At 58.9% G+C, this 19,403-nt stretch carries 20 protein-coding genes; 12 read left to right on the top strand and 8 right to left on the bottom strand.

Features of this window, described 5'->3' with window-relative positions; genetic code table 11:
- The 6 genes from RTP97_RS10415 to RTP97_RS10390 all read left to right on the top strand — a co-directional run bounded on the left by RTP97_RS10415 (position 1) and on the right by RTP97_RS10390 (position 5,331).
- Positions 1-903: a sugar ABC transporter permease gene (locus RTP97_RS10415; RefSeq protein WP_312413309.1), complete on the top strand. Its 903-nt coding sequence runs from the start codon at positions 1-3 to the stop codon at positions 901-903.
- Positions 884-1,750, top strand: coding sequence for a carbohydrate ABC transporter permease (locus RTP97_RS10410; RefSeq protein ID WP_312413307.1), 867 nt, complete (start codon positions 884-886; stop codon positions 1,748-1,750). The genes RTP97_RS10415 and RTP97_RS10410 overlap by 20 nt, the downstream gene beginning before the upstream one ends.
- 2 nt (positions 1,751-1,752) lie before the next feature.
- Entirely contained in the window at positions 1,753-2,814 is a 1,062-nt protein-coding gene (locus RTP97_RS10405) for a sn-glycerol-3-phosphate ABC transporter ATP-binding protein UgpC (protein ID WP_312413305.1), read from the top strand.
- 13 nt (positions 2,815-2,827) lie between these two features.
- Entirely contained in the window at positions 2,828-4,621 is a 1,794-nt protein-coding gene (locus RTP97_RS10400; RefSeq protein WP_312413303.1) for an alkaline phosphatase family protein, read from the top strand.
- Between the two features lie 66 nt (positions 4,622-4,687).
- Positions 4,688-4,816, top strand: coding sequence for an SDR family oxidoreductase (locus RTP97_RS10395; RefSeq protein WP_312413301.1), 129 nt, complete (start codon positions 4,688-4,690; stop codon positions 4,814-4,816).
- Positions 4,817-5,064: 248 nt separating this feature from the next.
- Positions 5,065-5,331: a hypothetical protein gene (locus RTP97_RS10390; RefSeq protein ID WP_312413298.1), complete on the top strand. Its 267-nt coding sequence runs from the start codon at positions 5,065-5,067 to the stop codon at positions 5,329-5,331.
- Positions 5,332-5,373: 42 nt separating this feature from the next.
- Here RTP97_RS10390 and RTP97_RS10385 read toward each other — a convergent pair whose 3' ends face one another.
- Together RTP97_RS10385 and RTP97_RS10380 are read right to left on the bottom strand one after the other, a co-directional pair.
- On the bottom strand, positions 5,374-5,565 hold the full coding sequence (locus tag RTP97_RS10385; protein ID WP_312413296.1) for a hypothetical protein: 192 nt from the start codon (positions 5,563-5,565) through the stop codon (positions 5,374-5,376).
- Between the two features lie 10 nt (positions 5,566-5,575).
- Positions 5,576-6,058 carry a MarR family transcriptional regulator gene (locus tag RTP97_RS10380; RefSeq protein ID WP_312413395.1) on the bottom strand — a complete coding sequence of 161 codons (483 nt, stop codon included), beginning with the start codon at positions 6,056-6,058 and terminating at the stop codon, positions 5,576-5,578.
- Between the two features lie 170 nt (positions 6,059-6,228).
- On the opposite strand from RTP97_RS10380, the gene zigA reads away from it, so the two are divergent.
- The 4 genes from zigA to RTP97_RS10360 are packed head-to-tail and all read left to right on the top strand — an operon-like array spanning position 6,229 to position 10,265.
- The gene (zigA, locus tag RTP97_RS10375; protein WP_312413295.1) at positions 6,229-7,467 is read left to right on the top strand and encodes a zinc metallochaperone GTPase ZigA; all 1,239 of its coding nucleotides are present in this window, start codon (positions 6,229-6,231) and stop codon (positions 7,465-7,467) included.
- The gene (locus tag RTP97_RS10370) at positions 7,457-8,467 is read left to right on the top strand and encodes an ABC transporter substrate-binding protein (RefSeq protein ID WP_312413293.1); all 1,011 of its coding nucleotides are present in this window, start codon (positions 7,457-7,459) and stop codon (positions 8,465-8,467) included. Before zigA ends, RTP97_RS10370 begins: the two co-directional genes overlap by 11 nt.
- Positions 8,464-9,495 (top strand): iron chelate uptake ABC transporter family permease subunit, encoded by a 1,032-nt coding sequence (locus RTP97_RS10365; RefSeq protein WP_312413290.1) that lies wholly within the window; start codon positions 8,464-8,466, stop codon positions 9,493-9,495. The genes RTP97_RS10370 and RTP97_RS10365 overlap by 4 nt, the downstream gene beginning before the upstream one ends.
- Positions 9,492-10,265 carry an ABC transporter ATP-binding protein gene (locus RTP97_RS10360; RefSeq protein WP_312413288.1) on the top strand — a complete coding sequence of 258 codons (774 nt, stop codon included), beginning with the start codon at positions 9,492-9,494 and terminating at the stop codon, positions 10,263-10,265. Before RTP97_RS10365 ends, RTP97_RS10360 begins: the two co-directional genes overlap by 4 nt.
- 9 nt (positions 10,266-10,274) lie before the next feature.
- Here RTP97_RS10360 and RTP97_RS10355 read toward each other — a convergent pair whose 3' ends face one another.
- A complete protein-coding gene (locus RTP97_RS10355; RefSeq protein WP_312413285.1) occupies positions 10,275-11,693 on the bottom strand; it encodes an L-fucose/L-arabinose isomerase family protein in 1,419 nt (472 codons plus the stop codon).
- Between the two features lie 223 nt (positions 11,694-11,916).
- Between RTP97_RS10355 and RTP97_RS10350 the strand changes: the two genes are divergently transcribed.
- Positions 11,917-12,867, top strand: coding sequence for a sugar-binding transcriptional regulator (locus RTP97_RS10350; RefSeq protein ID WP_312229139.1), 951 nt, complete (start codon positions 11,917-11,919; stop codon positions 12,865-12,867).
- A gap of 45 nt (positions 12,868-12,912) precedes the next feature.
- Here the strand turns inward: RTP97_RS10350 and RTP97_RS10345 are convergent, their stop codons facing one another.
- The 5 genes from RTP97_RS10345 to RTP97_RS10325 form a co-directional block, all read right to left on the bottom strand.
- Entirely contained in the window at positions 12,913-14,001 is a 1,089-nt protein-coding gene (locus RTP97_RS10345) for an ABC transporter permease (RefSeq protein ID WP_312413282.1), read from the bottom strand.
- Position 14,002: 1 nt separating this feature from the next.
- Positions 14,003-15,529 carry a sugar ABC transporter ATP-binding protein gene (locus RTP97_RS10340; protein ID WP_312413279.1) on the bottom strand — a complete coding sequence of 509 codons (1,527 nt, stop codon included), beginning with the start codon at positions 15,527-15,529 and terminating at the stop codon, positions 14,003-14,005.
- On the bottom strand, positions 15,529-16,137 hold the full coding sequence (locus RTP97_RS10335) for a DUF2291 family protein (protein ID WP_312413278.1): 609 nt from the start codon (positions 16,135-16,137) through the stop codon (positions 15,529-15,531). Before RTP97_RS10335 ends, RTP97_RS10340 begins: the two co-directional genes overlap by 1 nt.
- A 12-nt stretch (positions 16,138-16,149) precedes the next feature.
- Positions 16,150-17,091: a D-ribose ABC transporter substrate-binding protein gene (locus tag RTP97_RS10330; protein ID WP_312210603.1), complete on the bottom strand. Its 942-nt coding sequence runs from the start codon at positions 17,089-17,091 to the stop codon at positions 16,150-16,152.
- 219 nt (positions 17,092-17,310) lie between these two features.
- Positions 17,311-18,405 (bottom strand): NADH:flavin oxidoreductase, encoded by a 1,095-nt coding sequence (locus RTP97_RS10325; RefSeq protein WP_312413276.1) that lies wholly within the window; start codon positions 18,403-18,405, stop codon positions 17,311-17,313.
- A 116-nt stretch (positions 18,406-18,521) separates the two neighbouring features.
- On the opposite strand from RTP97_RS10325, the gene RTP97_RS10320 reads away from it, so the two are divergent.
- Complete coding sequence (locus RTP97_RS10320) at positions 18,522-19,397, top strand: LysR family transcriptional regulator (RefSeq protein WP_312413274.1); 876 nt, start codon at positions 18,522-18,524, stop codon at positions 19,395-19,397.
- Positions 19,398-19,403 lie beyond the last annotated feature (6 nt).

Genomic DNA, 19,403 nt, shown 5'->3' with positions numbered 1-19,403 from the left:
ATGGGACAATCACTCGGCTGGCGTCAGCGCCAGCGTTATGCCTGGATGTTGGGGCTGGCCCCTTCGCTGGTGGTCCTGACCCTGCTGACGCTGATACCGGCGGCGGCGCTGCTGATCGTCAGCCTGACGCCGTTCAGCCTGACCAATCCAGAGGCGACCTTCACCTTCAGCAATCCGCTGGTTAACTATCAGCAGCTGCTGCATGACGATCGTTTTCTCAACTCGCTGATGACCCAGCTTAAACTCTCAGTGGTCAGCGTCTTTTTTCAGGTGTTGATTGGCCTGCTGCTGGCGCTGCTGCTGAACGGCACCTCGCGCTGGCTGAACGGCGTACGCACGCTGCTGCTGATCCCGATGGTGCTGCCGCCGATTATCGTGGCGCTGATCTGGAAGATTATCTACACCCCGGATATCAGTCCGCTGCACCAGGTGCTGGACAGGTTTAACCTGCCGCTGGATTCGCTGATCGCCAACCCTGACACCGCGCTATGGGCAATTATGGTGGCCGACGTCTGGCAGTGGTTCCCCTTCACCATGCTGATGGTGCTGGCGGCGTTACAGATGGTGCCCAATGAGCCACGGGAGGCGGCCAGCCTCGACGGTGCATCACCGTTCAACATTTTCCGCTACGTGGTTTTTCCACACCTGAAGCCAGTGCTGGCGGTCTGCATTCTGTTTCGTCTTATCGACAGCTTCAAGGCCTTTCCGCTGATCTACATCCTCACCGACGGCGGGCCTGGCTCGGTAACGGAGGTGACCAACTACTACGGCTTTATCCAGGCGTTTAACTTCTCCTGGTGGGGCTACGGCAGCGCCATCGCGGTGGTGATCCTGGTGGGCGTATTTATCTTAAGCTGGCTGATTGGCCGGGCGGGGTGGAACGATGACAATACAACAGAGTGAGGTGGGCCGCCCGCAGGTGAGAAGCGCCGTCCGGCGTAAAACGTGGCGGCTGAAGGGGAAGCGCACGCTGCTGGCCCTGCTGCTGATGACGATCATCCTCGCGCCTTTCCTGTGGATGGTGATTATGTCCCTGCGCCCGGCGCTGGATGCGTTCGAGCTAACCCTGCTGTTTACGCCGACGCTGGACGCCTATCGGGCGCTGATTGCCGGAAACTTTCTCGAGCCGTTTGGCAACAGTCTGATGGTGAGCCTGCTCTCTACTTTTTTCTCTCTGCTGCTGGGCGTGCCGGCGGCCTGGGTGCTGACCCGCTGGCGTTTTCGCGCCCGCCGCTACGTGGCGCTCTGGATCCTGGTGACGCGCATGGCACCGCCCATCGCCTTTACCATTCCGTTCTTCCTGGCCTGGCGCTGGCTGGGATTGCAGGACACTATTATTGGTCTGGCTATCGTCTATCTCACCTTTAACCTGGCGATTGTGATTTGGCTGATGCAAACCTTTTTCTCCGCCGTGCCGGTGGCGCTGGAGGAGGCGGCCTGGATGGACGGCTGCCCGCTGTGGCGCAGCTTCTGGCTGGTCTCGCTGCCGCTGGTGAAGCCCGCTCTCGCAGCCACCGCCATTCTCTGTTTCATCTTCTCGTGGAATGACTTTTTCTACGCGCTGATCTTAACCCGGACTAACGCCGTTACCGCCCCGGTCGCCATTGTGAATTTCCTGCAATACGAAGGGTGGGAGTGGAGCAAAATTGCCGCCAGCGGCACGCTGGTGATGCTGCCGGTCGTGGCCTTTACGCTGCTGGTGCGCCGCTATCTGGTTCATGGCTTAACCGCCGGAGGAGTGAAGGATTAACTATGGCAACCCTGACGCTACAGAATATCGTAAAAACTTTTAACGGGCAGACCATCATCCCCGGTCTCGATCTGGCTATTCACCACGGTGAGTTTATCGCTCTGGTGGGCCCCTCCGGCTGCGGCAAGTCCACGCTGCTGCGGATGATCGCCGGGCTGGAGAGCATCGACGGCGGCGAGCTGATCCTGGACGGGGAGACGATCAACGACCTCTCGCCCCAGGCGCGCAACATGGCGATGGTCTTCCAGAACTACGCCCTCTACCCGCACATGACGGTGGCGGAGAACCTCGGCTTTTCGCTGAAGATGCAGAGCGTAGCGAAAGATGGGATCGCTAAACAGGTGCGCCAGGCCGCCGAGACGCTAGGTCTGACGCCGCTGCTGGGGCGCAAGCCGGCTCAGCTCTCCGGCGGGCAGCGCCAGCGTGTGGCGATGGGCAGGGCAATCCTCCGCCACCCGAGGGTATTTCTCTTTGACGAGCCGCTCTCCAACCTCGACGCCAAGCTGCGCGTGGAGCTGCGCACCGAGATCAAAGCCCTGCATCAGCGGCTTAATACCACCATGATCTACGTAACCCACGATCAGATCGAGGCCATGACCATGGCGGATCGCATTGTCGTGCTGCGCGACGGACACATTGAGCAGGTGGGCACCCCGCTGGAGCTGTACGATCGACCGGCGAACGCCTTTGTCGCCAGCTTTATCGGCTCGCCCTCAATGAACCTCTTCACCGGACGCGTAGAGCAGTCGGGCGTGGTGCTTACCGATGATGGCGTAGCGCTGCCGGTAACGCAGACGCCGGGCCTGAGCGTTGGGCAGCGGGTGCTGTACGGCGTGCGCCCCCAGCACTTTACCCTCGCCACCGGGCCGTCGATTAAGGCGCAGGTCAACGTGGTGGAGCCAACCGGGTCAGAGACGCAGATCATGCTCAACATTGGTCAGCAAAAGGTCACTACGCTGTTTCATCAGCGCGTGGCGGCCCAGCCGGGTGAGACGCTCAACGTTCTGCCGGATGCCCGTCATGCGCATCTGTTTGATGCCGACAGCGGCGTGCGGCTGAATTAACCGGGAGAGGGGCATGAGTAAGAAAGTGATTGTGTTTGGCGTCGATGGATTGATGATGCCGCTGATCCAGAAGTTTACCGCCGAGGGCGAGCTGCCGCATATCAGCCGGATGCTGGAGCAGGGCGCGGCCACCGAGCTGCTGCCCTACATCTCTGCCTGGGGCGATGTGAACTGGGCGGCGTTTATTAGCGGGCAAAGCCCCGGCACCTCGTGGCGCGGCCAGGCGCTACCGGCTGACTATTCACGCACGCAGCCGCTGCTGCACAAGATGGCAGCGCAGGGGCTACGCGCCGCGCTGGTCCACTTCCCGGAGAGCGTGGCCGCGCCGACGCCCCATTTTACACTCTCTCCCTACTGGTCCGCCCCGGAGCCGAATCCGCACACCTTTGCCGCCCCGGCGATATTTACTACCGACGCCGCCCGCTTTGATGCCTCCGGCAAAGCCCGCCAGCAAACGCTGGGCTGGCCGCCCTCCTCGCCGCTGGCCTATCATGACAAGGGGCTGTGGCAGCCGCTGATTGGCGATGAAGAGGGGCGGCGTTACCGCCTGGCGATCCGTTCAGCGCACGGCGCAGAGGTGACGCTCGCCCTGGATGTGCAGACCCGCACGCTGGGCGTGGACGGTACGCAGGTCACCTTAACGCCGGGAGCGTGGAGCAGCTGGTTGCCGCTGGGGGACATAGCCGAAGGCGGTGCAGTCCGCTTCTGGCTGGCGCGGTTTGCACCGCATACGCGGGCGATTGAGATCATCCAGAGTGAAGTGAGCTACCCCCAACGCCTTGCCTCAGACGAAGCGCTGGCGCGGCAGCTTATTGACGAGCTGGGACCGTTCCACAGCCAGTGGGCGGTGAAGGCCTCGCCGGATGAGGCGCATCTGGCTTCTACTCTGGAGGATGCCGAACGCCAGTCGCTGTGGCTGGCGGAGAGCGCTATCCGTTTAACGCATCAGCACGGCTATACCCTCTGGGCGGCGGTGCATCACCTGATCGATGAGTCGCACCATCTCTGTCTTGGGCAGTACGATCCGGCCTCGCCGTTTTACGATCCGCAGCAGGCTCCGCGCTATGAAGCCGTTATTCGCGAGTGCTATAAGGTGCTCGATCGCTCGATCGGCAACATCATCGACGGCATGGATGACGAGACCACGCTGCTGCTGGCCTCCGATCACGGAGCGGTGCCTAACCACTTTATGTGCGACATAAACCGCTACCTGGCGAAACAGGGGCTGGTGACGCTGGACGCAAACGGCCTACCGGTACGCAGCCAAAGCCAGGTCTATCTAAAGGATGAGCGCGGCGGGCTGGAGATCTTTATCAACGGCGATAGTGTTGCCCCGGCGGCGTATGGTGCAGTTCAGGACCAGCTTCTGCACTTGCTGCGCAGCTGGCATATTGAGCACCACGGGCAGAGGCGCTACGCCGTGGCGTGGGCGGTGCGCAAAGAGGATGCAGTGGGGATCGGCTACTGGGGAGAGCATGCTGGCGATGTGCTTTTCACCTACGATACCGGCTTTGTCTGGGGAACCAGCCTCGACGGCGAGGATATCTGTCCCGTGGTCGCACCGGGGGCCAATCACGGCCCGCAAAAGCCGACGGCAGAGACGGGGCATACCTCTAATTACGGTATACTGCTTGCCTTCGGGGCGGGAATTCGCAACGGTTACTATCACGATCGCCAGCGTCATGGCCCGTACCGGATGGCAGATCCCGGCGCAACCATTGCTCATCTGCTTGGCGTGGAGCAGGATACCCTGGACGGCGCTGTCATGCAGGCGCTGCTGACAGCGGGAAGAGAGGAGACGCGATGACCGAGCACCGTTATACCCGTTATGCCAGCCTTGGGGTGAATCTCGATCATCAGTTCTTTGCCAGCCATGCAGTCGCTTGATATTACTCTGGAGGGCCGGGATGTGGCCGCGATGGCGCTGTTTGTCGCCTCTGACGACGCACGCGGCTGTACGGGCGCGCTCTTTTTTGTCGATGCCGGGATTCGTCTGGTTTAACCCGCGGTCTCACCAGCGAATTATGCTGCGGATTATGGCAGAAACGTGAAGGCAGGCTACAATCTCGGAGGTACCTTTTAGCCCGAAGAGATCTCTCCCGGTATCGCCATAGCTTGAACCGCACGATCGATACTGGGAATTAAAGTCTGAAATCAGTATGTTACAGATGAAAACCCTGTACATTACGGGCTAAATTGTTTAGCGTCGTACCGTTTGAATATCCGGCAAAAGAAGTAACTGGCACAGATATGACTAGATTTGATGATAAAAGATTGACCGATATTGTGCTGGGAGAAGCCATTCTTGCTCTTTTGAGCGAAGGCGATCCCATTACGCCATACAGTTTGATAGAAAAACTTCAGCTTATGGCGGTCTCAGAAAAAATGGCGTTTCGAAAGCAGGCATGCACCAGCGCCATTATTGAAGTACAAAGCAGCCTTATGGCTCAACCCTCGGAGTACGGCAGCTTTCAGCCAGGTAACGAATACCCTTCCGGCAGTAAAATGATCCACTGATAGCCAGAGCACGACGCCTGTTCGCACTATTCGCCACAGAGATCAGCGTACTCTGTCGGCGATTGCGCTTATCGCCAGAGTGTACGGGCAATTAGCGGTCTGATCCGCCTGCTGATGCAGGAATGCCACCATGTTTTGCGCCTGTAGAGGTTGACCCGTTTTCAGCAACTGCAACGCCATCTGTCCAACGACCGCGTGCATATCATCACTGTTTTCAAGCTGTACGTTTTCCAAAACATTTACCTTACGGAATCGCATTGATCAATTTATGCCGTAGTTTCGCTACCCTGACCGTCAGGTCCGACAGCTCTTCAATCGGCGTGTCCATTACTGAAATCATGTCTGCCGGGACGCCGGCAGCGCGGATCTTTAGCGCCTGACCCTGCTCGGTGAGCGTGATCAGCACCTTGCGCTCATCCTTGCCCACATCACGCCGCCTGCTAATCAATCCCGACTCTTCAAGCCGTTTCAGCAGTTGGCTAAGGGTGCCGGAGTCGAGCTGCACGCGCGCGCCAATCTCAGAGACCGTTACGTTGTCCTTCTCCCACAGGGCTAACAGAACCAGATACTGCGGGTAGGTCAGCCCCAGAGGTTTCAGCCGCGACTGGTAAAGCTTGGTCATGGCCAGCGAAGCGGAATAGAGAGCGAAACAGAGGAACTGATCCACTGTAACGGGCGCTTCGCTCTGCGCCGGTGCTCCGCATGCCTGAGGTTTTTCTTGCTTCATATCTTCACTATTTTTCAATCAGCGTCCGGCTTTACAAACGCCAGATTAACCGTCTCGTTACAATGCTATAAATATTGATCTAAATACAATTGATGTCAATTTAATATGCGTGCTTGAGTCCCTTTATTGTTATGTTATAACATATCTAAAAATAACACAGGGTGAGCGTAATGGCAGATACAAGCACTAAAACAGGCGAAGTAAAAAGATTACCGGTTACCGTCCTGTCCGGTTTTTTAGGCGCAGGGAAAACCACGCTGCTTAACCATATTTTGAATAACCGGGAGAGCAGGCGCGTGGCGGTTATCGTTAACGATATGTCAGAAGTCAATATCGACGCCGCGCTGGTGAGGGACGGCGGGGCCGAGCTGTCGCGTACCGACGAGAAGCTGGTGGAGATGAGCAACGGCTGCATCTGCTGCACGCTGCGGGAGGATCTGCTGGTTGAGGTGAACCGCCTGGCGCGGGAGGGGCGTTTTGACCAGCTGGTGATCGAGTCCACTGGTATCGCGGAGCCGCTCCCGGTCGCGGAGACCTTTACCTTCGCCGACGATGAGGGACGAAGCCTCGCCGACGTGGCGCGCCTCGATACCATGGTGACCGTCATCGATGCCTTCAACTTTCTTAACGACTACGGCTCGGAAGAGAGCATTCACTCGCGGGGTGAATCGTTAGGGGAAGACGATACCCGCAGCGTGGTGGATCTGCTGATCGAGCAGGTGGAGTTTTGCGATGTGCTGGTGATTAACAAAATCGATCTGATTAGCGACGAGCAGCAGCGCAGGCTGCTGGCTATTCTGCACTCCCTTAACCCAGGGGCGAAAATAGTTACTGCACGATTCGGCAAGGTGCCGCTGAGCGAAGTGTTGAACACCGGACTGTTCGATTTCGCTAAAGCCGCCCAGTCGCCGGGCTGGCTTAAGGAGCTGCGTGGAGAACATACCCCGGAGACGGAGGAGTATGGCATCACCAGCTTTGCTTACCGCGCCCGGCGTCCTTTCCACCCGGCCCGCTTTGCGCAGGTGCTGGAGAACGAACTGACGGGCGTGGTGCGCTCGAAAGGGTATTTCTGGCTGGCCAGCCGACCGGAGTTTGCCGGCTCATGGTCTCACGCGGGCGGCGTGGCGCGTCAGGGGCTGGCGGGAAGCTGGTGGGCCAGCACTCCCCGGGAGCGCTGGCCGGAGGATGAGGAGTCGTTGCAGTTTATTATGACTAACTGGCTTGAGGGGGTCGGCGATGCCCGTCAGGAGCTGGTGTTTATCGGAATGGAGATGGACGAGGCGCGGCTGCGGGCGCAGCTGGATGCAGCCCTGCTGACGGATCGGGAGATGGCCGAGGGGCCGCAGCAGTGGACGTACTACGAGGATCCCATCGACCCGTGGTTTGAGGAGAGCAGCGATGCGCAATAGTCGTCTGCTTCTGCTCGTCGCGCTGCTCGGCTTTGCCACCGCCGCGCCCGCCGCCGGTTTTCCCGTCACGGTGGAGAACTGCGGCGTGAAGCAAACCTTTACCGCGCCGCCGCAAAGGGTGGTTACCGTTGGGCAGCACGAAACCGAGCTGCTGCTGGCCCTCGGGCTGGGAAGTAAAATCAGCGCCACCTCGGTGTGGTTTGGCAAACTGCCGGAGTCACTCGCCGGAGAGGGCAAGGATCTAAAAAAACTGGCGGAGAACTCCCCGTCGTTTGAAGCGGTGGTAGCCCAGAGGCCGGATCTGGTTCTCGCCCAGTATCACTGGCACATTGGGCCGCAGGGAGAGGTAGGCACCCGGGAGCAGTTTGCCAGCCTCGGGATCAAAACCTGGATCTCACCCGCCGACTGCATCGGTAAAAACGTGACTGATACCTCTAACGCCGACGGGGCGCGCAGCGTTCCCTTCTCATTGCAGGCGATTGAAGAGGAGGTGAGTCAGTTGGCGGCTATCTTCGGCGTGCCTGAACACGGTCAGAAGCTCAATCAGGCGCTGGCCGCGCGCATCGCCCACGCGCAGCGCCAGGCAGGCTCCCATTCTCAGCAGCCGCTGAAGGTGGTGTTCTGGTTCTCCAGCAGCCGTCTGAATGGCGATCCCTGGGTGGCGGGTAACTATGGCGCGCCCGGCTGGATCAGCAAAACCCTCGGCCTCACCAACGTTGTTGAGTCGAAGGATGAGTGGCCCGCGGTGACCTGGGAGTCCATCGCCCGCGCTCAGCCTGATATCATCGTTATTGCTGATATGGAACGCCGTCTCTACCCGGCTGACGACGTGGCGGTGAAGGAGCAGTTCCTGCGCAGCGATCCGGTGACCAGGGCAATCCCGGCCGTGAAAAACAACCGCATTATCGTGGTGCCCGCCATGTCTCTGAATCCTTCTCTGAGGAACGTGGATGCCGTTGAGCTGATTGGCGACAGGCTGGCGGAGCACATTAAGCCATGAGCCATGCGTTACCGGGATGGCGCGCTGCCGGTCTTATGCTGGCCTGCGTGCCGGGGCTGCCGCTGATGCTGGTGCTGGCAGCAACCATTGGCGATATGCCGGTCTCTTTTGGCGATACCGCCAGGGCGATCGGCAACGGGCTGGGATTAACCGCCTTTCCACTCCCTGCCGTAGAGGCCGGGATTGTCTGGCAGTACCGGATGAGCCGGGCGGTGATGGCGGCATGCAGCGGCGGCGGGCTGGCGCTGTGTGGGCTGGTGATGCAGGCCATTTTGCGTAACCCGCTGGCGGAACCCTATCTGCTGGGTATCTCCGCCGGCGCCTCGCTGGGAGCGGTAGGGGTGATGCTGCTGGGCATCGGCGGCAGCGCCCTGAGCGTCAGCGGTGGTGCGTTTGTCGGGGCCTGTCTGGCGTTTGGCCTGATCGTGCTGATCACCCGGGGCATGAGCGACAGCCCGCCGCGTATCTTGCTGGCGGGGATTGCCGGTACCCAGCTATTTAACGCCCTGACCGCGTACGTGGTCAGCACCTCGGCCAACGCCGAGCAGTCGCGTAGCGTAATGTTCTGGCTGCTGGGGAGCTTAAGCGGCGTGCGCTGGCCGGACGCGCTGCTGAGTCTGGGGGTGACGCTGCTGGGGTTTCTGATCGTAATGCGATTTGCGCGCGCGCTCGACACCTTCACCTTTGGCGATGAGGTCTCGACCACGCTCGGGATCCCAGTGACCTTTGTACGCATTGCACTGCTGCTGACCACGGCGCTGATCACCGCTAACATCGTCAGCGCCATCGGCGCGGTCGGCTTTGTCGGTCTGGTCATTCCCCACATAACGCGGATGCTTACCGGCGCGGGCCACGCCGTCACGGTGCCCGTAGCCTTTCTGATCGGCAGCCACTTTATGATCGTGGCCGATATTGTCTCGCGGACGTTGATTACCCATCAGGTGCTGCCTATCGGGGTAGTCACGGCCCTGGTGGGCGCGCCCGCCTTTGTTGTGCTCCTCTATCGGAGCCGGGAGAAAAATCAGTGAACATCAGCGCTGAACGGCTGGAGGTCACCCTCCAGTCGCGAAAAATCCTTCACAATGTCAGCCTGACGCTGGCGGGCGGGCAAACTATCGGCCTGCTGGGACCCAACGGCTCGGGTAAATCGACGCTGCTCCGCTGCCTGGCGGGGCTCTATCCTGCGCTTAAACCGCGTATTCGCCTCAATGGCGATCCGTTAAGCGCTCTTCCGCTGACATCGCTGGCGCGTCGGATGGCCTTCGTCCCCCAGCATGCGGAGGCTGATGGAGATCTCAGCGTAGAGCAGATTGTTCGCCTTGGGCGTACGCCACACCGCCGGACGTTTGGCTCCCTGCGTGCCGACGATCGTGCTGCCATAGAGGAGGCGATGAGCCTGATGCAGCTGGCCGGGCTGCGGCATCGGCTGTGGCGTCAGCTCTCCGGCGGGGAGCGCCAGCGCTGTCAGATTGCCCGGGCGCTGGCCCAGCAGCCAGACGTTCTGCTGCTTGATGAACCCACCAACCACCTTGATATCCATCACCAGCTGGAGCTGATGGGGTTGATATCCCGGCTTCCAATGACGGTGGTGATTGCCCTGCACGATCTCAACCTCGCGGCGAACTACTGCCAGCAGCTGGTGCTGATCGAGACGGGAAGAGTGGTCAGCGTCGGGACGCCAGAGGCGGTGCTCACCCCGAATGAGATCGAGAAGCGGTGGAAAGTGCAGGCAAAAGTGCAGAGAGAGGAGGGCGGCGCGATGAGCATTCACTATCTCCCCATCCGCCGCCCGGCATAACCCTTAACCCTACCGGTGCAGATAGGTGTTAACGCCAAGGTAGCGCGTGAAGGCCTCCTGCAAAATCTCGGCGCAGGCGGAGTGGTTCATGGCCACGTGGTGCTCAAAGCCGTTGCGGCAGATCCACGCCAGCAAATTCTCCAGGTGCGGAACCTGAATCACCGCCCGGCAGCCGACGGTATCCAGCGGATCGTCCACCGACTGGCCCTCGCCGACGTAGGCTTTGATCTCGCCGGTGAGATCGTCCGTGCTCAGACGGAAGTAGGTCAGGTTGCCGCTCTTCAGGCGACCATGCACCGCCCCGCAGGTGTTCTCTTTCCCGACGGTGGTGCCGATGATATCGGCGGTGCCCATATGCGGATCTTCAAGGCTAGCCGCCGCGAAGTTGCCGCAGTGGAACAGCACGCACTTGTCGCGATCGTCGCCAAAGTTGTTGTTCCAGTCGGCAATCGACGCGGGGCTCATATTGCTGCTGGCGAGGGCGTACATCGACAGCGCGCCCATCACATCCACCTCGCAGGCGCTGGGCATCAGCTGTCCGGACATGATGCTCATAATTGAGCAGACGTTAATGCCGAGGTTCTCCTGCAACGAGGTCCAGCACTGGATGGCGGTGGTGTCGATGTCGTTGGCGATAACCCACTCGCTGATCACTACGAACAGCTTCGCCATAGTGACAATTTTATCTGCCGGGATCCCACTGGCATCAGCGTTGTCGAGCAGCAGGCGGCGTTTCTCATCGACGCGGATATCGTCATCGCGCAGCTGCTTAACGCGGGTAAAGACCTCGGAGAGATCCAGCGTCTCAACCGCGATCCCCAGCCGCTCAAGCAGCTTCTCGCTGTAGCGCACGGTGTTAAACCCGGCCGGGCGCGCGCCGATGGCCCCGACGCGCACGCCGCGCATGCTGCTCACCACGCGGCAGATCTGTTCGAAGCGACGGAGATCCTTTTCAAATACCTCGCCGCTGAGGGCGCAGACGTGCTGGGTGGTCAGGGTAAAGGGGATGCCGTACTGACGCATGTTATTGCAGAGGGATATCTTGCCGCAGAAGCTGTCCCGGCGGGTTGCCAGCCCCATCTTATCGAGGTTGTCCTCTTCGGCCTGAATCAGCACTGGGACGTTGAGGCCCGAGAGACGCAGGGTTTCGGCTACCGCTTTTTCATCGCCAAAGTTAGGCAGCAGCACCACCACGCCGTGGATCTCATCCCGGTGGGCGCGAAATAGCTCGGCGCAGATTTTCGCATCCTGGCGGGTTTCCACTCCGCCCAGCTCGGTCTGCGTGTCGTCAAGCATAATGGTGTTGATACCCAGCCGCGCAAAGAGCGCCGTGGCCTGCTCGCGTGCTTCGGCTACCAGATAGCTGGGGAAAAACCCACGGTTGCCGATAATGACGCCCATGGTCAGGTTCTGCGGAATTCGGGACATTGCTCTCTCTCCAGTAATCTCTCTTGAATATATATTCATTTATGATTTATTATTCATGAATGTAAGATATGCCTTACTTTTCCCTTTGTCACGACGTGTACAGGCAATTTTCTGAGAAAGGAGAAAACGATCACAGTTGCTTCAGCAAGCAAAAAACCAGGGCGTGCTTGTTATCTATTCAGGTATGCATAAAAATAACGGACATAAAATCAAGGGGAATGTTATGTCGAAGCAGGATGAACAACGCTTGCTGGTGAAGATCGCCACGCTCTACTACAGCGAAAACAGAAAGCAGTCTGAAATCGCCTCGCTGCTGCACCTGTCACAATCATTTGTCTCACGGGCGCTGACGCGCTGCCAGAAAGAGGGCCTGGTTAAAATCACCGTGGTTCAGCCAACCAATATTTTTGTCGAGCTGGAAAAGGCCATTGAAGAGCGCTTTGGCATTCGCCAGGCCATCGTGGTGGACGTTGGCGAGAACGCCAGCAACGGGCAGCTTAAACATGCCATCGGCAGCGCGGCGGCGCACTATGTGGAAACCCGCGTTCGGCCGGAAGATCTGGTGGGCATCTCCTCCTGGAGCAGCACCATTCGCTGCATGGTGGACGAGATGCATCCGCAGAATATCCGCGCGGCAGGGGTGATCCAGCTGCTGGGCGGCGTCGGCCCCAACGGCAACGTGCAGGCCACCATCCTCACCCAGCAGCTGGCGGCGCACCTGGGCTGCCCGGCGTGGCTGCTGCCCTCCCAGAGCATTGAGCACTCGGTGGAGGAGCGCGCCCGGCTGGTCAACAGCCCGGACGTGGCGGCGGCGGTGGCAAAGTTTGACGAGGTGGATGTTGCCATTGTCGGCATTGGCGAGCTGGAGCCGTCCCAGCTGCTAAAAAACTCGGGTAACTACTACAACGAAGAGATGTTGACCCTGCTGGCGGAGCGCGGTGCGGTGGGCGATATCTGCCTGCACTACTACGACGCCGCCGGCAATCCGGTGCTGAGCCAGGAGGAGGATCCGGTGATCGGCATGGAGCTGGCGCAGATGCGCGCCTGCCAGCACGTTATCGCCCTGGCGGGCGGCTTAGAGAAAAGCAACGCCATTCGCGGTGCGCTGGAGGGTAACTACATCGATGTGTTAATTACCGACTTTGCGACGGCGCGTAGCCTGATGAAAAAGTAGGGCGAATCTCCCCGGGCCGCATCGCCCGGGGAAGAAGAGCAGGGGCTACTTGCCCTCCATCACCGCTTTCTGCGCCACCACCGCCGCTTTCTGCTGCATCCGGTTTTGCATCTGGTCGATGATCACCGCCACGATAATCACGATGCCTTTAATCACCATCTGCCAGAACTCGCTGACGCCCATCATCACCAGCCCGTCTGCCAGGAAACCGATGACGAAGGCACCGATCAGCGTGCCGAGAATGGTGCCGCGCCCGCCCGCCAGCGAGGTGCCACCCAGCACCACCGCCGCGATGGCGTTCATCTCAAAGGCAGTACCGTTGGCCGGATGGCTGGCTACCAGCTGGGCGGAGACCACGATCCCGGCGATGGCGGCACAGAAGCCGGAGAGCATGTAGACCAGCACCTTAACCTGTTTCACCTTCACGCCGGAGAGCTCAGCGGCGCGCTCGTTATCGCCGATGGCGTAGACGTGGCGGCCAAAGGGCAGGCGACGGGCGACGTAGGCGATAATAAGTGCCAGCACGATCATCATCCAGATCGCCCACGGAATGCCAAACAGCGATCCGGCCCCAATCTCATCAAAGCCGGTATTGCCCAGCAGCGGGTTTCCGGACAGCCCTGGGAAGGTCTGGCCGTCGGAGGTGAGCATCGCCGCACCGCGCAGGACGTACATGGTCCCGAGGGTGCAGATAAAAGGCGCGACGTTATAGCGGGTGATGATCCAGCCGTTCACCCCGCCTATTAGCGCACCGATCAGCAGCACCACGGGCACAATGACCCAGACGCTGGGGAAGATGGCGATGCCAAACATCGGCAGCACGATGCCTTTGGTGATCATCCACCCGGCAATCATCCCGCACAGGCCCAGCGTCGCACCGATGGAGAGGTCGATCCCGGCGGTGATAATCACAAAGGTGATCCCCAGCGCCAGAAAGGCGTTAATGGCGATATGCTTAATCATGATCACCATACTGCCAGCCGACAGGAACCCCGGCACCATGACGGTGAAGAAGCCGACAATAAGGAAAAGAGCAATAAACGTACGTAGTTTCAATAAAATAAGCAGAATGTTCTCGCGGGACAGCGATGCCCCGCCGCGTGGCGTCAACGCGGCCGATTGTACAGTTTTCATTTTAAAACCCCTGAGCACTTGCTGTGACCAGCGCTGATTCTTCGGCCCGATCGCGAACGATGTCGGCGGTGAGTTTGCCCCCGGACATCACCAGAATACGGTCGGAAACCGCCATGATCTCTTTTAAATCCGAGGTGGAGAAGACCACCGCGATGCCCTGCTGAGAGAGCTGCACCATCATGCGGAACACGTCCGCCTTGGCACCAACGTCAATGCCTCGCGTCGGCTCGTCGAGAAACAGCACCTTCGGATTGGTGAGCAGCGAGCGGCCAATCACCACCTTCTGCTGGTTGCCACCGCTCAGGGCCTGGATCTCTACCTCCGGCGAGGAGACCTTGATCGACAGGTCGCCAATGGTGCCCGCCACGACGGCATCCTCCTCTTTACTGGCAATGGTCAGCCCGCGCTGGAGGCGTCGCCAGAGGCTGGCGATGGTCAGGTTGCTCGCCACCGAAGAGATGGGGAAGATCCCGGTCCGCTTACGGTCTTCCGGTACCAGGCTCATCCCCATCCGGATGCGGTCGGCGGTTGCCAGCCGCTGGGGTACCGGCTTGCTGTCCAGCCACAGCTTGCCGAAGTAGTTGCGCTCGGTGCCCAGCAGGCATTCGAACAGTTCGGTGCGCCCGGCCCCCATCAGGCCGTAAATACCGACGATCTCTCCGGCATGTACCTTAAAGCTGACGTCGTTAACCACCGTGTTTCCTGCGGCGTTAACGCAGGTAATGTGCTCCGCCTCCAGCAGCGGCGGGCCAAAGGTGCGGCCCGGTTCAAGAAAGGTGCTAACCGGATCGCTGCCAAGCATCTCGCGGACGATCCACGGCACGTCGATATCTTTGACCTTTGCTTCCGCCTGGAACTTGCCGTCACGCAGGATGGTGATGACATCGCCGATGGCCATCAGCTCTTCCAGGCGATGCGAGATATAGATAATGGAGACCCCCTGGCGGGTTAGCTCGCGGATCACGCGAAACAGGATCTCCACTTCGGTTTTACTCAGCGCCGAGGTGGGTTCGTCGAGGATCAGAATGTCGGCATCCTCCGCCAGCGCCTTGGCGATCTCTACCAGCTGCTGCTGGCCTACCTTCAGGTTACCCACCAGATCTTTGGGCGAGATGGGCTGGTCGAGGCGTTGCAGCAGCTCGGCGGCGCGGCGCTCCTGCTCGGTTTCATTGATAGGCGCGACGCCTTTTTGTAGCTCGCGGCCCAGAAAAATATTCTCGGCCACGTTGAGGTTTTCAAACAGGTTCAGCTCCTGGTGCACCATGCCGATCCCGTGCGCTGCTGCTGTGCGGGTGCTCGAAAAATGCACCGGTTTGCCGTTAAGCAGGATCTCGCCGAGGCTGGGTTGCTGCACGCCAGCGAGGATCTTCATCAGCGTCGATTTGCCAGCCCCGTTTTCGCCAATGATGACGTTCACCTTGCCGCGCCAGACGTTATAGTCGACGTTATCCAGCGCCACGGTGCCGGGAAAGAGCATCGAGATCCCACGCGTGCGCAGGATAATGTCATCCACAGGGGTAACGCTCATTACTGTGCCTCCTGTTTCACATCCAGCGCGGCGGCGTCCTGGGCTTTGCCATTGGCCAACGTCACGGCAAACAGCACGGTGGCAGGTTTACCGTTCCAGCTAGCATCGATTTTCGGCAGTTGCTTCGCGGCTTCGCGGTTATAGGCGCGGGAGAGCTGGGCGAACTGCACCTGATTAGTAAAATCTTCAAACTTAAAGCCGGTAGCATCGCGAATGGCGTTGCCGCGCATCACCGGCCCGAGCTGGATGGTCAGCGGCTGGTTGTCGACGGTGAACGTCAGCTTCTGCTCACGCGCGTTACTCACGTCAACCGCGGTGACCGGGCTGGTCAGACGAACAAAAACGCTCTTCGGTGCGCCGGTAGTGGCTTTCAGCTGGCTGGTAAACGCGCTGGCGTCCAGCGCGTGTTGATTAGCGGCATCCATAACGCGGGACTGCCAGGTCTGTTGCGCGATCTGCTGCGGGGTCAGATTGTCGAAACTCTGTTTCGCATTTGGATCGGCAGGCATGATTGGCTTGCCGTTTTCATCCAGATCCACCACCGTGCAGGCCGTCAGCAACAGGGTGGTGCACCCTATCAGCGCGACACCCCATTGTTTTAAGCCCATAGCGCCTCCGCCTTACTCGCCGAGTTTAAACATGTTGAGTTTTTTAGCGTTTGACTCATCGATCAGGACGCAATCCATCAGCTGCTTTTCATCTTTCTGTGCTTTACCGTTTTTCAGGAAGTAGTCCGCCTGGACAACGGCCATCTGCGCCTGCTCCCAGCCTGGCTGCAGTACGGTGGCTTTAATGTTGCCTTTGTTAATAATGGAGTCGCGGGTGTAGTCGCTGCCGTCAAAGCCGACGACGATAACATTCGTCTTACCGGCAGCCTTCAGCGCGGCCTCGGCCCCCAGCGCCATGGTATCGTTGCCGGAGATGACGCCAACAATGTCTGGATTGGTCTGCAGAATGGCTTCCATACGGTTAAACGCTTCGGTCTGGCTCCAGTTAGCGGTCTGCTGCGCCACCATCTTCATGTCCGGATAGTCGTCCAGAATGTCATGGTAACCCTGGGAGCGAACGCTGGCATTGGTGTCCGACTGGCGCCCCAGCAGCTCGACGTACTTGCCTTTACCGTCCAGCAGCTTGGCGAACTTCTCTGCGCCCAGCTGTGCGCCCTGGTAGTTGTTGGAAACGATCTGCGCCACGGCGATGCCGGTTTTGTTAATTTCGCGATCGATCAGGAAGGCCGGAACGCCCGCGGCCTTGGCTTTCTCCAGCGGCCCGACGGTGGCATCGGCCCCGGCGTTATCGAGAATAATCGCTTTCGCCTTACGAGCGATAGCGGTCTCAATCAGCTGGTTCTGCTTGTTCACATCGTCGTCATGCGAGGCGACGAGGGTGGTGTAACCCAGCTCTTTGGCTTTCGCCGCCGCGCCATCAGCCTCCGCTTTAAAGAAAGGGTTGTCGTGTGAAGGGGTAATAATAGCGATCAGTCCATTATCCGCTGCAAACAGCGAACCGGAAGCGGCAATCATGGAAGCGAGCAGTACGGATTTTACAAAGGTAGCGTTCATCGTTTTCTCCACATTGAATATTTATTCAATAATGATTTATTATTCATGTTAACGATAAAGCCGAGTTGTTAAACTGTCTACGGTTTGCGCAGGTAATTTCTTAAAAGGAGAAAAGGATCACGATCTATGAGGGGAGGGGGAGTTATCAGAGACAGGGACGATGACCGGGCGTATTCGTCCGCTGCCCGGCCTGTGTCTGGAAAGCGAGCGACGTGATCGCTACGGTAGTTCGCACGCTTTAATATCAGCGATGGGGCCGAGGATAGCGCTATCGAACGGCTGAAGCGGTTTGCCCTGCGCAATGCGCAATGGCCAGTCATGGTTAGCCAGCGCCCCGCGTCCAAGAGCAATAAAGTTAGCCCCGCTGTTCATGACCTCCGTCGCCTTAGCTTCATCGTGCAGGCTGCCGTTAGCCATAATCGTCAGCTCGGGGGCGTACTTCCGTGCAAGAGCCACAAGGGAGAGTGGATTACCCGCAAAGGCAGGCTGCCACGCTTCGTACTCGGTCAGATGCAGATAGTCCAGACCTGCACTGGCGAGTAGCGTAAATACCGTCTGTGCATCCTCTTCACCGTTAGCCCACTTATGAAAGAAGTCATTGACCTTGCCCTGGGAGATTCGGATCCCCACGGGAACATGCTGACCTACGCGCGCTCTGACTGCTTTGATCGTCTCCAGGCTTAGGGTAAGCCGTCCGGCGATCTCCCCGCCCCATCTGTCGGTACGCAGGTTGGTGTAGTCGGTAAAGAATTGATCAAGCAAATAACCGTTCGCTCCGTGGATCTCCACGCCATCAAAACCGGCTTCCTCAACCGCACGTGCCGCGGCGTCGGCAAAGCTGGCAATAATGCCGAGGATCTCCGCCTCCTCCAGCTCACGCGGAACAGGGTACTCACCTTCACCCCGGTAAAATGACATCTGTTTACCTACGGGACGGATCGCCGAGGGTCCAACGGTACCCTCCTGAAAATAGTTACCCTGCGAGAGCGCGCCAGCGTGTTGGATCTGGGCAAAAATGCGGCCTCCTTGACCATGGACAGCCTCGACAATCTCTCTCCAGGCGGCAGACTGCCTGGTGCTGGTTAATCCGGCCTGGTAGGCGTAGGTCTGTGACCAGGCGGTATCGATATAGATGCCCTCGGTAATGACAAGAGCGAATCCCCCTCGCGCAAAATCTTCGTAGTAGGCTTTCATACGTTCGCTGGCGATGCCATCCACAGACGCCGTGACGCGGGTCATCGGGGCCACAACCAGCCTGTTACGCAAGGACAGCTTGCCGAGAGGGTATGAAGTAAACAGCGTTGATGCTTTCATGCTAAAACTCCTGATGAGTATTAAATCAAAAAATCAATATAATCGCTCTCTCTTCTGGCATAAACTGGCTGAATTGATACGTCGGTATAACATTATTCGTTATAAAAAGGGGTCTTATGCATCTGCAGGATGTCTCGCTCTTTCTTACCATTTGCGAAACCCGCAGCCTGGCGAAAGCCGCGCGGCGGCTCGACATGTCCCCTATGGCTGTCTCAAGGCGATTGGCTGGGCTTGAACAAGATCTGGGCGTTCGTCTTCTGCAACGCACCACGCGTTCGGTATCATTGACCGAAGAGGGAACAGAGTTTCTGCCCTACGCCAGGGCGCTTGTCGAGGCGGAGGAGGGGGCAAAGTCGCTGTTCTCCGGCAAAACAGCGGGTGCCATTGGGCTATTACGGGTTACGGCTCCCTCTGGATTTGGGCGGCGAAACATTCTGCCGCTGATCCCTGAACTGTTAGCGGCTAATCCACACCTCAATGTCGATCTTCAGCTTAATGAAGACGTCGTGGACATTGTCGGTGGCGGTATTGACGTGGCGATACGCATTGCGCCGCTGCGCGATTCAACGCTGATTGCGCGCAAAATTACTGATAACCCGCGGATCCTCTGCGCCTCTCCAGCCTATCTTCAACGCCACGGACGTCCTGAAATGCTTCGGCAGCTAGGCGATCACCCCTGCCTGCGCTTAACCAGCGTGCCGCAGTGGACGTTTGAGGCGGACGGGCAAAACACGAGCATCAGCGTTGAAGGCCGCTTCAGTTCAAATAATGTGGAGGGGGTCAGGGAGCTATGTGTACAGGGAATGGGACTCGCCCAACTCACCCGCTGGGATGTCATGAAGGAGATTGCTGACGGGACACTGGTTGAAATAGCCCTCAGGGATGCTCAGCCGCAGATGCTTTCAGTGTGGGCGTTACTGCCAACGACCCGCTATTTACCGCAGCGGGTCAGCCTGTTTATTGAGGCGTTGAAAGCCTCGCTTAACCAATAGAAATAA

Origin of the sequence: Pseudescherichia sp. (assembly GCF_031998825.1) — a bacterium.
Lineage (GTDB): Bacteria > Pseudomonadota > Gammaproteobacteria > Enterobacterales > Enterobacteriaceae > Pseudescherichia.
This window is presented reverse-complemented; position numbering and strand designations above follow the sequence as displayed.